This is a genomic window from Pedobacter soli (genome assembly GCF_900101435.1).
In the GTDB taxonomy this organism is placed as follows: domain Bacteria; phylum Bacteroidota; class Bacteroidia; order Sphingobacteriales; family Sphingobacteriaceae; genus Pedobacter; species Pedobacter soli.
Window position 1 is genome coordinate 869,237 of record NZ_FMZH01000001.1, and the last position, 12,302, is coordinate 881,538.

Genomic DNA, 12,302 nt, shown 5'->3' on the forward strand with positions numbered 1-12,302 from the left:
AAAAACATATCACAATGGAAGAAAAATCAACCTGGGCAAGATTACGCTGGCCTATAAAAGCAATTATTATCGCAATACCGATTATTGGCCTTGGTTACTGGGCTTTCGAATCAGGAAAAATTGATGCCATATCAACCGAAGGAAGTAAAAAAGACAGCACAGAGCAGGTATCTTCGCCTACCTCTTCTTCAGCTAAAAGCGACGAAGCAAGGAGCTTTAATTACACACCGGAAAAACCGGTAAATGGCGAATATAAAGGTGTTGTAGAAGTTGGTGCATCAGGCTTTAACTCTTTTGTAGTAAATATTGATAAAGAAAAACGCTGGGAAATTATCTCTAAAGATTTTGGAAAATCATTTGTTTACGAAGGTTTGGCAAATACTGCCGATATCAGAACCGGTCTGAAAGATTATATCGGTGCTATGTTTGATAAAGGTGTTAAATCTAAAAACATTCACTTTGTTATCAGTTCTGGTGCACAAAAAGAGCCTAAAACAACTGCCATTGTTTCTGAATTAAAGAAAATGGGCTTTGTGGTTAACCTGGTTACGGCAGAACAGGAAGGTAAACTGGCTTTAAAATGCGTGCTACCGGCATCTTACTATGATAACTCTTTTGTTGTTGATATTGGCTCTGGAAACACTAAAATTTCGTGGATGGATGGCGATATTAAATCTTTTGAAGCACCAGGTGCAAAATATTATGAGAAAAACCTGAAAGATGATGTGGTATACAATGATGTTAAATCTTTATCATCAAAAATACCTTCAGGAAAACGCGAAGTTTGTTTCATTATTGGCGGTGTGCCATTTGAACTGGCTAAACAAACCCGTAGCGGCGAGGAAAGATTTACGGTTTTAAATGATCCGGGTAAATACAATACCGATAAAATTAAAATCAAAAGCGGTGTAAACATTTACAAAGCCATTAAAGATGCTACCAATTGCGATACTTTTGTGTTTGACTGGGATGCAAACTTTACCATTGGATTTTTATTATCACTTAAATAATAAATCTTTTAAAAGGGCGACTGTTTAAATACAGTCGCCCTTTTTTTATGTCAAAAATTTACTTTCCCGCCAGAATAACTAATCACTGTTTGTATAAACAATTTAGTATTTTTGCCTTATGAATACAGCCGATTTACTGCATAGGGCATTACATTTTGATTTTTTAAGCCTTGAAGAAGGTGTCCATTTATACCACCATGCCGATACCGCATCTTTGATGTTTGTGGCAAACGAACTGAGAAAAATACAGGTACCCAGCGGTAAGGTAACCTGGCAAATCGATAGAAATGTAAATACCACCAATGTTTGCATTGCCAACTGTAAATTCTGTAACTTCTTCCGCAGGCCTGGCCATGAGGAGAGTTACATTACCGATATCGAAACCTATAAGGTAAAAATCGAAGAAACTTTCCGCTTAGGTGGCGACCAATTGTTATTACAAGGTGGGCATCACCCCGATTTAGGTTTGGCTTTTTATGCCGATCTGTTTAAAAAACTAAAAGAACTATATCCCGATTTAAAACTTCACGCTTTAGGTCCGCCGGAAATTGCACACGTTGCAAAACTCGAAGGCATGAGCCATACCGAAGTTTTAAAAACGTTAAAAGCAGCCGGAATGGATTCTTTACCAGGTGCTGGTGCCGAAATTTTAAACGACCGTGTGCGTCGCCTGATTTCGAAGGGTAAATGCGGTGGACAAGAATGGTTGGATGTAATGCGTGCCTGCCATCAATTGGATATTACCACTTCGGCAACCATGATGTTTGGCCATGTAGAAACCATCGAAGAACGTTTCGAGCACCTGGTTTGGATTCGTCAGGTACAAAGCGAAAAGCCTGCCGATGCCAATGGCTTCCTGGCCTTTATCCCCTGGCCTTTCCAGGATGACGGTACTTTGTTAAAAAGACTACGTGGCATCAGCAATACGGTAACTGCCGATGAATATATCCGCATGATTGCGCTGAGCCGTATTATGCTGCCAAATATTAAAAACATTCAGGCCAGCTGGTTAACCGTAGGCAAAACAACCGCTCAATTGTGTTTACATGCAGGCGCAAACGATTTTGGATCGATTATGATCGAAGAAAATGTAGTTTCGGCTGCAGGTGCCCCACATCGTTTTACGGCTAAAGGAATCCAGCAATCTATCAGGGCAGCAGGTTTCGAACCTCAGTTACGTGGACAAAAATACAACTACCGGGATTTGCCGGAACATTTAGAGGAACAAGTAATTACATACTAAATAAAAAAACGCTCGTGTTAAAGAAAACTACGCTTTTATTGTTCCTGGTAATTGGAGCTGTTAAATTAAATGCCCAAAGCAAATGGTTTAAACAACAGATTAGCGAAAAGGTAAGTGTTAGCTTTCCCATTCAACCCAGAAAAGTTAACGAAACTTCTTATGCATTAAAAGATTCGACGGGAACCATTTATGTCAATTCCAGAGTCGACCTGCTTCCGATAATGAAATTAGACGTAGAAAGCTTTAATGCTGAAATTGAAAGCCAAAAATTTGCAGACGAGTTTGTTGTTGGTATAAGCGGTTCATTCCCGAAATATACATTTGAAAACCCTAAACTGATCATGGTAAGTGGTCAAAGAACTTACGCTGTAACCGCCCGCGATGAAGAAAACAAGATTAGCTTGTACATGAATGTTTGCTTTTTAGATGGTACTGCGTACAGTTTTTCCTGTTTTTTACCTGATGGAAAAAGTGTAAAAAACAAAGATATATTCATGAGTACTATCTGGCTTAAGAATTAACAAAACCGCAAGTTATAAAAAAGGGAAGCAGCCCAAACGCTACTTCCCTACCTTAAACTAAACATTACCTGCTCAACAATCTATCTGGCTACGATAATTTTTTACCTGGCTGCAAGAATAAGTTTGCAATTGTAATAACACTAGCTTTATCTAAAGGCTCATCAAAACTTTCAACCGCTGCCAGTTTAGCTGCTGTTGCATTTGGTGCCCCTGTAATATTGGCAATGTTCACATTAGCCTGTACAGTTAAATCTTCACCGGCGTATACTGCATCTACCTGCGGTACACCCGAATCATTTGCCTGACCTGAAGCGCCAAGACTTACCCATGGTTTGTAAACCGTTGAACCTGCTGCAGTACGCATCTGGCGGATATGCGAAGCATGACGCGCCTCAACCGAGTGGATTTGCAAAGCTGTTTGTAATACGCCAGGGCTAACCAATAAATTGCCTGCCTGACCTTTGTAAGCCCTAACACCTGTATCTTCAAAACCCTGTGCTACCGCTAAAAATGTATTGTAATCTGTATATACTGTAGCAAATGTACCTCCAGCCCTAAAATCGGTATCGGCATAGGCAATAGGTGCACGTGCCGAACTTCCCAAAGCACCAACTAATAAATCTACGTGTGCTTTTTCATGATCGCGAATGGTTGTAATGGCTGTTTTTGCCGCGGCAGTTGGATAAGTGAAAGTAACGTCAGTACCCAGCAAAGCGTGATTGTAAAAGTGATATTCCAAATATTCTAACGATAAAGCGAAGTTTAACACATCAACTACGGCAGTTGGTAAAGTCGTTTGTCCGTAAGCTTTCTGGAACATAGAGCCTAAAGCAAGCGGCATTGCAGCCAGCGAGATCTTTTTACCTATGTTGAAAAAGCTTTTCATTGCGGCTCTTCTCGGGTTTAAACGCTCATAGATTTCGCCATCAACTTTTTCAATTTCTTCTAATATATTTACGATATTCATGATTTCTGATTTTAAAAATTAAAGATTAATTACATTAATTTTGGTTTTGATATACTTACCTGCAGTAGCTAAAACCTTGTCAGGGGTTAAAGCAGCATCCAGGCCCCCGGCATTATTGGCTCCCAGTGGCGCAAGGCTATTCAAATCGGCAAAAGATCCGTTCGAAATCAAATCGCGCACATAGGCTGCATGACGGGCCTCAACCGAAACGATTTTTCCTGCCAATAATAAATAAGTAGCACTCTTAATTCGTGGTCCGGCACCATTGTATGCAGAAACGCCTAAATCTTCGAAAGCCATGGCAGTACCCAATACGCTCGATGCACTGGTAAAATCTATAGAATCAAAATTCACTTCCAAACTGCCTATTGCAGCTGTACCTAAAGCTGCTTTGAAAAACTCACGGTGAGCAATTTCGTGAAACTGGATATCCTGAAAGTAGGCTTTTTGGGCAGCGGTAAAACTTGCTGGTGGCGCTGAAGCAACTTTAACATAAAATGCAGCTTCCAGCTGTTCTAAAGCATAGGCGTAATTTAAAACACCAAAATCATCTTTAAAATCTAAAGTTACACCGGTATTCATATCCGGATAGCCACGGTCTTTTTTACAGCCTGCAGCTACGAGGGCAATACCTGCCGCGCTTGCTCCGGCATACTGCAGAAAAGATCTTCTTCCTACAGCTTTTTCAAATAAACTTTCTTCCTGAAGTTCACTTTTCCTTATTGGTTCATTGTTTTTCATAGTCATCTATGTTAGTGGTTTTGAATACGTTTGATGATACATACGTGACAATCAGAGCACTGGTTTTTTGCTATTCTATTTTTTTTTGTTGTCCGATTTTAATACATTCACCAACGTATTGATATGACAACTTTAAAAGCCATTATTGTTGATGATGAGGAATTTGCCCGGTCATCCTTGTTTTTTTTATTGCAACAGAACTGCCCACAGGTAGAAATTACCGGAATTGCCCGATCTGTAGCAGAGGCTAAAGACATTTTAGCCCACCACCCTATCGACCTGATTTTTTTAGACATTGCCATGCCGGGCGGTAATGGTTTTGAGTTAATTCCGGATGCGCAAAAGCACAATGCAGCAGTTATTTTTACAACCGCTTACGATCAGTATGCCCTTAAAGCAATTAAGGCAAATGCACTTGATTATTTATTAAAACCCATAGATATTGACGAGTTGACTATTGCCGTTGATAAGGTTTTTGAACACATTAAACGCTTTAAAGGGCAAGAAGAAAATGATGAAAGAATCCAGAATCTGGCTTCCAGTTTAAGCTCGAGGGCAGAGATAAAAAAACTGACTTTACCCTACGGGCAAGGTTTTAAAATGATCGATATTGACGATATTATTTATATCGAGGCCGATAGTAATTATTCTATCGTACATTTAAATAGTCACGATAAAATAACGGTTTCTAAGGTTTTACGAGAGTTTGAAGAGCTTCTACCCGGCGATCAGTTTGTAAGGATCCATAAATCGAGCATCATTAACCTCAATCATTTAAAAGAATACAATTCTAAAAATGGGCTGCAGGTTTTTCTGAAAAATGGCGAGAGCATTAATATTTCGCGCCGCAGGGCCAGCGATTTCTTTGAAAAAATAAAACTATTTACCAAGGCAAACAGTGAGCATTAAATACCGCACCGTGCACAGAAATTCAGCCCAAAAAGCAAAGTTGAAGTTAAACCTCAGCCGAAATTTCTTTGTACTTTTCCTTTTGTTTTTAGCTTTTTTTCAGCCCAAAAAGCTCTTGGCGCAAACCACCTATCTGCCCCATTACAATGCAAAAAGCGGTCTGGCCAGCAACAACTGCTACTATATTTTACAAGATAAAAAAGGCTTTATCTGGATTGCCACTGATAACGGCCTAAGCCGTTTTGATGGCACCAATTTTCAGAATTTCACCATCGAAGATGGCCTGCCCGATACACAAATCCTGCAGATGAAAGAGGATAAAGATGGCAGGTTATGGTTTTTTGCGCTTAATGGCCAGCTCAGTTATTTAAAAGAAGGTAAATTTTATAACCGCAACAACGATCAGCTACTCAAAAAACTAAGTTTCAACACCGTAATTGTATCTTTTTTAATTGATAAAGCCGGCAGGATCTGGCTGGGTACCAATTCCAACCTGATTGTTTGCTGGGATGGAAAAACGATCAAAAAGTACGTCTCCCCTAATCCCAACGATAAATTTATCAATGCTTTTATCCACGAAGATGAGCAGGGAAACATATTGGCTTACAGCGATCAGAGTGTGCAACAGTTTGATGGGAAAAACTTTTCGCTTATCAAATCCAAAGTACAGCCCATTTCTTACATGACCGCTGTTAACACGGCCAATAAATCGATGTTCTATCTGGATAATGGTGGTTTAAAGGAATTTAAACAGGGTCGTATTAACGATTTAATTGCTATCCCGCAAAACCTGATCAAAAATATGTCGGGTTATTTTTATTACGATAGCAGCACTAAAGAAGTATGGCTCTCTAATGCCAATGGTGCCTTTGCACTCAATAAAAATGGCAAAACGGTGCAGTACCTTCAGGATATTCCGGTAAACCAGGTGATTAAAGACAATAACCAAAATATGTGGTTTGCCACCACCCAGGGCATTTACATGTTGCCCAATGTAAACAACCGCCTGTCGATAATTGATGCCGAATCGGGCTTAAGCAGTAACGTAATTAAAAGCATAACCAAAGATGGGAAAAACAGGCTTTGGCTGGGCACCGACGATGCCGTAATTGATGTTTTAACCATTAATAACTATCAGGTTGACGAAATTGGTTTAGATGACTTTAAGAAGTATAAAACCATTAAACAAATTACTTTCGATCCAAAAGAGCAATCCATTTACTTCGCATCTGATTATGGGATGGGCGTTTTTAAACACGTTTATAACAATACTGAAGAGGTAAGCTATTTAAAAGAATCGAACAACTCTATGTTCGTAATTAAACACTTCAGCGTTGGCGAAAACAACAATCACTTGGCGCTGGCGCTTTCGTCAGGAGTGGTTTTTCTGGCTGATCGGAAGAATAAATTCGAATTTAATGCAGCAAAATACCGCGAAAAGGAAGACTTTTTTAAAGACCGCTCCTACCACGTTTTTTATGATCGCGACGGCAATCTCTGGTTCTCCAATATCAACGGTCTTTCGCAATTGGTAAAGGGAAAACTGATTAAGCACTTCGAAAATCATCCTTTGCTTACCAAGCGGATTAACGATATCCAGCAACTGGCTGATGGTACACTGGTACTGGCCACCGATGGTTACGGATTGATTTTCTACAAAGACAACAAAATCAGGACGCAGATTACCCAAAAAGATGGTCTAACCAATAACATCTGTACCAAAATTTTTGTCAAAAACAGTGAAATATGGGTGCTTACCAACAAAGGCGTAAATAAAATTGCCAACTACCCTGCCGAACCCAGTGTAGCTAATTTTGATTATGGAAAAGACCTGTTGAGCGATGATGTAAATAGTTTGTTTATTGATGACAGTACGGCTTATTTCGCTACGAATAAAGGTCTAATCTTGTTTAAATACAATAATAAAAACAACCTGAAAAGCCTGCCCAAAGTGTATGTTACCTCCATTATTAAAGATAACGAACGCTTACCAGTTGACCAGGCCAATTTTACCTTCGAAACGGGCAACAATACCATTCTGTTTACTTTTAGCGCAGTTGATTTTACTACCAGTGATATTACCTACCGTTACCGCTTAAATGATAACCTGGCCTGGGTAGAAACCCGCACGCGCCGCCTCGATTTTTCTTCGTTGCAAGCCGGCGATTATGTGTTCGAAGTAAGTGCAAAAAGCCAGAACGGAAACTGGGGAGAGTCTGCTAAAATTGCCTTTACCATTAAAAAGCATTTCTGGCAAAGCTTGTGGTTCCTTTCTATTTTAATTTTGCTCGTAGCCTATATCTTTTATAAAGTTGCCGTTTACATTACCCGCAAGCAGAAAGATAAAGAACAGGAACAATTACTGCTAAAAAACAAAGTACTCATGCTGGAGCAACAGGCTTTGCAGGCCATGATGAACCCACATTTCGTATTCAATGTAATGAACTCCATTCAACATTACATCAACACGCAAAATACTACTTCGGCCAATAAAGTTCTAACTGGTTTTGCACGGCTGATTAGAAAAAACCTGGAAATTTGTACCAAAAGCTACATCTCCTTAGAGGAAGAACTCGAATACCTGAACCTTTACCTCAAACTGGAAAAAAACCGGTTTGGTGATAAACTCGACTATATTTTTATCATTGACGAAAATATCGATCAGGAAGAAACCTTTATTCCATCGATGTTATTGCAGCCTTATGTAGAAAATGCGATCTGGCATGGCATTATGCCCAAAGAAACCGGAGGTAAAATCCAGATCAACATTAAATTGCAGGATGCTTTTTATTTAAACATCGAAATTATTGATGATGGCGTAGGTATTGATAACTCTTTAAAGAACAAAAAAGAAACCCACATCAGCAAAGGCATGCAACTTACCAAAGAAAGATTGCACCTTTTAGGTCAGATTGGAGCAAAACCTATACACTTAAGTGTACGCCAAAACCCTGTAAATGGTACAACAGTTTCTATTTCTATACCGTTAAAATAGAAAATTTACCGTTTACTCAATTATTAATACCACTCACTAAATAGGAGTTTCACGGAAGCCCGATTAGCCTTAAACTTGTAATAGAAATAAACGATAGTGTTTATCAAAGACGTTCTTATAGAATTGATATAGATATTTAATAACCTAACCTAAAACTATATCTTAATTCAGGTTTCATTTGTGTGTTGAAAGCGGTCTTGTTTTATAAAAGCGAGACCGCTTTTTTTATGTCCAAAAATTCTATTTTTGCATATGTCCAATCCTAACATTACCAGGCACATTGAAGCCCTGGTATTCTCTTCTGTTCAAAGCATCGGCGTACAGGAGATTATACTCGCTTTAAATGCCATTTTTAATACCGAACATATCGAAACCCAGGTATTCGAAAGCATCGATCAGATTAAAGAAAAATACAGCCACGATGATTTCGCTATCGAGCTGGTACATTTGAATAACGGATACCAGTTTCTGACCAAAAAAGATTACCACGAAACCGTTAACCAGCTGCAGTTGCACCGCTCGAAGAAAAAACTGAGTCAGGCAGCCATGGAAACACTCGCCATTATCGCCTATCGCCAGCCCATTACCAAGCTCGAAATCGAGCAAATCAGAGGGGTAAATTCCGATTACTCCGTACAGCGATTGCTTGAAAAAGAACTGATCAGTATCGATGGAAAAGCAGAAACTCCGGGCAGGCCGATTCTTTACAGTACCAGCCCTTTATTTATGGATTATTTCAGTTTAAACAGTTTAAACCAACTTCCGCAGCTCAAAGACATCGTAAAAGAAGAAAATACTGTAGGCGAAAATGTTGAATAAATAATTTATTTTCTTTGCTTCCAGATTGTTATTAAAAAAAGTTTTTTTGTAATTTTAAAGTATAAAAGCAATTTTTATTTTTGTGTTATGAAAGCGCCAAAGAAACTCCCAGCAAAGCCGACTACCAAGAAACAGGTAGACGAAGATGATGATCTTGAAGATGACGATATTCAAACTACGAAAAAGAAGCCTCAAGACGATGATGACGACGATGATTTTGACATGCCGTTAGATGATCTTGATACCTTCGATAATTTCGATGACGACGACGACGATTATTAATATTTAAAAAACATATATTTGAAAAGCATCCTACCGCTTGGTTGGATGCTTTTTTAATTTTAAAATCTTTTCATGCAAATCATACCAGTAAGCAGCCCATCTTTAAAAAAAGACTTTCTCAATACGCCTAAATTACTTTATAAAAACGATAAAAACTGGATCTGTCCGCTGGATAGTGAGGTAGAAAATGTATTTAACCCTGATAAAAATACTTTTTTCAGCCACGGAAAATGTACACGCTGGGTTTTAAAAGATGATGCCGGAAAGTTAATTGGCCGTGTTGCCGCGTTTATTAACGAAAAAAAGGCTTACCAATATGAGCAACCTACGGGGGGCATGGGATTTTTTGAATGTATCGATAATGAAAAAGCTGCTTTCCTGTTATTTGATACTGCTAAAAACTGGTTAGCCGAAAATGGCATGAAAGCTATGGACGGTCCGATTAATTTCGGTGAGAACGATAGTTTTTGGGGCCTGTTGGTTGATGGCTTCACACCTCCCTCTTTTGGTATGAACTACAATTTCCCATACTATCAGAAATTTTTCGACAAATATGGCTTTGTTACGGAGTATGAACAGTTAACCAATCACATTAACCTTACCATCCCCTTCCCTGAGCGTTTTACCAAAATTGCCAACTGGGTACGAAATAAACCTGGCTATACCTTCGAATATTTCAGCAAAGCCAACTCAGACAAGTACATCAACGATTTAATGGAAATTTACAACGATGGCTGGCAGGATTTCGAAAATTTTGTGCCCATCAAAAAAGAAACGCTTCAGGAAAGCTTTAAAAGCATGGAACCTATTATGGATGAGCACTTAATCCAGTTTGCCTATTTTAACGGCGAACCAGCTTCTTTTGTGGTACTGATCCCCGATGCTAACCAAATGATTAAAGGCTTTGACGGGAAACTGGGCTTATTACAGAAATTAAAATTTGCTTACAGGCGCTGGGTGGGTGTAACCCGCATGCGCGCCATTGTGATGGGCACCAAGCCAAAATACCAGAAACATGGACTCGAATCGGTTCTTTTTATCCGCCTGGGCGAGTATGTATTACCGAAAAATCAATATAAAGAACTCGAATTAAGCTGGGTTGGTGATTTCAACGAACAAATGATTGCCATTCACAAAGCTACAGGCGCAACCTTTGGTAAGAAGCACCTGACTATGCGCAAAGTATTTTAGATACCAAAAATGGTTCGTGCCACCACGAACCATTTTTATTTTCCATTGTCCTCGTTTGTCACAAAGTGATTCCTTTGGAACAACGAGGATGGATGAGATTGGCGATTTTATCGCCATTAAAAAGAGGATTACAATTTAAGCAACCTAAGCACTTTTATACTTAGGCAGATTAATCAACAGCACACTACCTAAAATAATAGCCAGGCCAATCACCTGTGTTACACCAATTACCTCGTTTGTAAAAGTTAAACTCAACAAAACAGCCACTACAGGATTAACGTAAGCATAAGTGCTGACTTGCGTAGCCGGACGTACCTTTAAAAGCCATACGTACGCACTAAAAGCGGCTATAGAGCCAAACAAAATAAGATAAACGACAGATAACCATGCATCGAGTGGAATACTCCCCCAATCAAGCGTTTTAAATTCAGCTTTAATCAAACTGCCAGGTAAAAAAGCAATACTGGCCATTAACATTTGCCAGCCTGTATTTACCGAAACCGAACTACCGGTGGTTGGGTGATATTTGGAATAAAGCGATCCTCCGGCCCAGGCAACAGGTCCGAAAACCAGCAACACTATACCGATAACCTGCAATTTACTTTGAGGCTGATCCAGCGCCTGCAAAAGCTGGTTACCAAACAACAATACCACGCCCAAAAAGCCAATAATCAAGCCAGACACGATGTATTTATTGCTTAAATTTTCTTTCCAGTGTGATTTATCGAGAATAACAAACCAGATCGCCGCCGAAGCCACCATAATGGCTACCAAACCACTTGGAATAAACTGCTCTACCCAAATTACGATACCATTGCCAAGCCCCAGCATTAAAATACCACTTACCGTTGCAATTTTAATGGTTTTGAGGTTAAAAATATCCTCTCCCTTATATTTGCACCAGCTCAGCATTAAAACTCCGGCAATAAAAAACCTGATTACACCCAAAGCAAAAGGTGGAAAACCAGCCAGCGCCTTCTGGATAAAAAAGTAGGTAGAACCCCAAACTATATATACGATGGCGAAGGCCAGGTAAACCATAACCGGCGATGCTTTTTTGTTTAAATCTGTCATAACTTTATTTTTCGGGGATTACCAGTTTTTGTTGCTCTTTTACCGTTTCTAATACGATGGTGGTTTTAACGGAAAGGATATTGGGCACCTTACTAAACTCATCGCGTAACAAAGCCATCAACGAAGCCGAATCGGCCGTTCGCACCTTTACCAGGAAACAATCATCGCCGGCGATAACGTGCACTTCCTGCACATCCGGAATTTTCGCCAGCTCGCTTGCAGTATCATTGCAGCTAAAACTCTGCGACGATTTCATAGAGATAAAAGCCAGTAATTTCAAGTCGACAGCAAGCGGATTCACCTTAGCATTGTAACCGGTGATTATATTTTTCTTTTCGAGTTTTTTTACCCGCTCCAGCACAGCCGATGGAACCAGCTCAAGTGCTTTGGCTAAATCGACATTCGAAATACGGGCATTATCCTGCATTAATCTGAGAATAGCCAGATCGATATGATCGAGGCTAAAATTGTTTTCCGTTACCATAGTATAAAACTATAAATATTTAGAATAAAAATCACAACAATTTAATTAAAAATGAATTTTATTCGA

At 39.4% G+C, this 12,302-nt stretch carries 12 protein-coding genes; 8 read left to right on the plus strand and 4 right to left on the minus strand.

Features of this window, described 5'->3' with window-relative positions; genetic code table 11:
• Positions 1-14: 14 nt before the first annotated feature.
• From BLR37_RS03520 to BLR37_RS03530, 3 genes are all read left to right on the plus strand, one after another.
• The gene (locus BLR37_RS03520; protein WP_039476135.1) at positions 15-1,010 is read left to right on the plus strand and encodes a hypothetical protein; all 996 of its coding nucleotides are present in this window, start codon (positions 15-17) and stop codon (positions 1,008-1,010) included.
• A gap of 118 nt (positions 1,011-1,128) precedes the next feature.
• A complete protein-coding gene (locus BLR37_RS03525; protein WP_090764580.1) occupies positions 1,129-2,253 on the plus strand; it encodes a CofH family radical SAM protein in 1,125 nt (374 codons plus the stop codon).
• 14 nt (positions 2,254-2,267) lie between these two features.
• Entirely contained in the window at positions 2,268-2,774 is a 507-nt protein-coding gene (locus tag BLR37_RS03530) for a hypothetical protein (protein WP_090764583.1), read from the plus strand.
• An 88-nt stretch (positions 2,775-2,862) separates the two neighbouring features.
• Here the strand turns inward: BLR37_RS03530 and BLR37_RS03535 are convergent, their stop codons facing one another.
• A complete protein-coding gene (locus BLR37_RS03535; protein WP_090764586.1) occupies positions 2,863-3,741 on the minus strand; it encodes a ferritin-like domain-containing protein in 879 nt (292 codons plus the stop codon).
• A gap of 18 nt (positions 3,742-3,759) precedes the next feature.
• Positions 3,760-4,482 carry a ferritin-like domain-containing protein gene (locus tag BLR37_RS03540; RefSeq protein WP_039476148.1) on the minus strand — a complete coding sequence of 241 codons (723 nt, stop codon included), beginning with the start codon at positions 4,480-4,482 and terminating at the stop codon, positions 3,760-3,762.
• 123 nt (positions 4,483-4,605) lie between these two features.
• On the opposite strand from BLR37_RS03540, the gene BLR37_RS03545 reads away from it, so the two are divergent.
• From BLR37_RS03545 to BLR37_RS03565, 5 genes are all read left to right on the plus strand, one after another.
• Positions 4,606-5,391: a LytR/AlgR family response regulator transcription factor gene (locus BLR37_RS03545; protein ID WP_039476151.1), complete on the plus strand. Its 786-nt coding sequence runs from the start codon at positions 4,606-4,608 to the stop codon at positions 5,389-5,391.
• A 10-nt stretch (positions 5,392-5,401) separates the two neighbouring features.
• Positions 5,402-8,386 carry a ligand-binding sensor domain-containing protein gene (locus tag BLR37_RS03550; protein ID WP_244154582.1) on the plus strand — a complete coding sequence of 995 codons (2,985 nt, stop codon included), beginning with the start codon at positions 5,402-5,404 and terminating at the stop codon, positions 8,384-8,386.
• A gap of 252 nt (positions 8,387-8,638) precedes the next feature.
• The gene (gene scpB / locus BLR37_RS03555) at positions 8,639-9,205 is read left to right on the plus strand and encodes an SMC-Scp complex subunit ScpB (RefSeq protein WP_090764591.1); all 567 of its coding nucleotides are present in this window, start codon (positions 8,639-8,641) and stop codon (positions 9,203-9,205) included.
• An 87-nt stretch (positions 9,206-9,292) separates the two neighbouring features.
• Complete coding sequence (locus tag BLR37_RS03560) at positions 9,293-9,487, plus strand: hypothetical protein (protein WP_039476158.1); 195 nt, start codon at positions 9,293-9,295, stop codon at positions 9,485-9,487.
• Between the two features lie 72 nt (positions 9,488-9,559).
• Positions 9,560-10,678, plus strand: coding sequence for an N-acetyltransferase (locus BLR37_RS03565; RefSeq protein WP_090764594.1), 1,119 nt, complete (start codon positions 9,560-9,562; stop codon positions 10,676-10,678).
• A gap of 144 nt (positions 10,679-10,822) precedes the next feature.
• Here BLR37_RS03565 and BLR37_RS03570 read toward each other — a convergent pair whose 3' ends face one another.
• A complete protein-coding gene (locus BLR37_RS03570; RefSeq protein ID WP_208599587.1) occupies positions 10,823-11,752 on the minus strand; it encodes an EamA family transporter in 930 nt (309 codons plus the stop codon).
• Positions 11,753-11,756: 4 nt separating this feature from the next.
• Positions 11,757-12,236 carry an Lrp/AsnC family transcriptional regulator gene (locus tag BLR37_RS03575; RefSeq protein ID WP_090764597.1) on the minus strand — a complete coding sequence of 160 codons (480 nt, stop codon included), beginning with the start codon at positions 12,234-12,236 and terminating at the stop codon, positions 11,757-11,759.
• Positions 12,237-12,302 lie beyond the last annotated feature (66 nt).

Coding starts and splice junctions, on each gene's coding strand:
- scpB (WP_090764591.1), top strand. CDS start 8,639: ATGTCCAATCCTAACATTACCAGGCACATTGAAGCCCTGGTATTCTCT.
- BLR37_RS03570 (WP_208599587.1), bottom strand. CDS start 11,752: ATGACAGATTTAAACAAAAAAGCATCGCCGGTTATGGTTTACCTGGCC.
- BLR37_RS03520 (WP_039476135.1), top strand. CDS start 15: ATGGAAGAAAAATCAACCTGGGCAAGATTACGCTGGCCTATAAAAGCA.
- BLR37_RS03545 (WP_039476151.1), top strand. CDS start 4,606: ATGACAACTTTAAAAGCCATTATTGTTGATGATGAGGAATTTGCCCGG.
- BLR37_RS03560 (WP_039476158.1), top strand. CDS start 9,293: ATGAAAGCGCCAAAGAAACTCCCAGCAAAGCCGACTACCAAGAAACAG.
- BLR37_RS03565 (WP_090764594.1), top strand. CDS start 9,560: ATGCAAATCATACCAGTAAGCAGCCCATCTTTAAAAAAAGACTTTCTC.
- BLR37_RS03525 (WP_090764580.1), top strand. CDS start 1,129: ATGAATACAGCCGATTTACTGCATAGGGCATTACATTTTGATTTTTTA.
- BLR37_RS03575 (WP_090764597.1), bottom strand. CDS start 12,236: ATGGTAACGGAAAACAATTTTAGCCTCGATCATATCGATCTGGCTATT.
- BLR37_RS03535 (WP_090764586.1), bottom strand. CDS start 3,741: ATGAATATCGTAAATATATTAGAAGAAATTGAAAAAGTTGATGGCGAA.
- BLR37_RS03540 (WP_039476148.1), bottom strand. CDS start 4,482: ATGAAAAACAATGAACCAATAAGGAAAAGTGAACTTCAGGAAGAAAGT.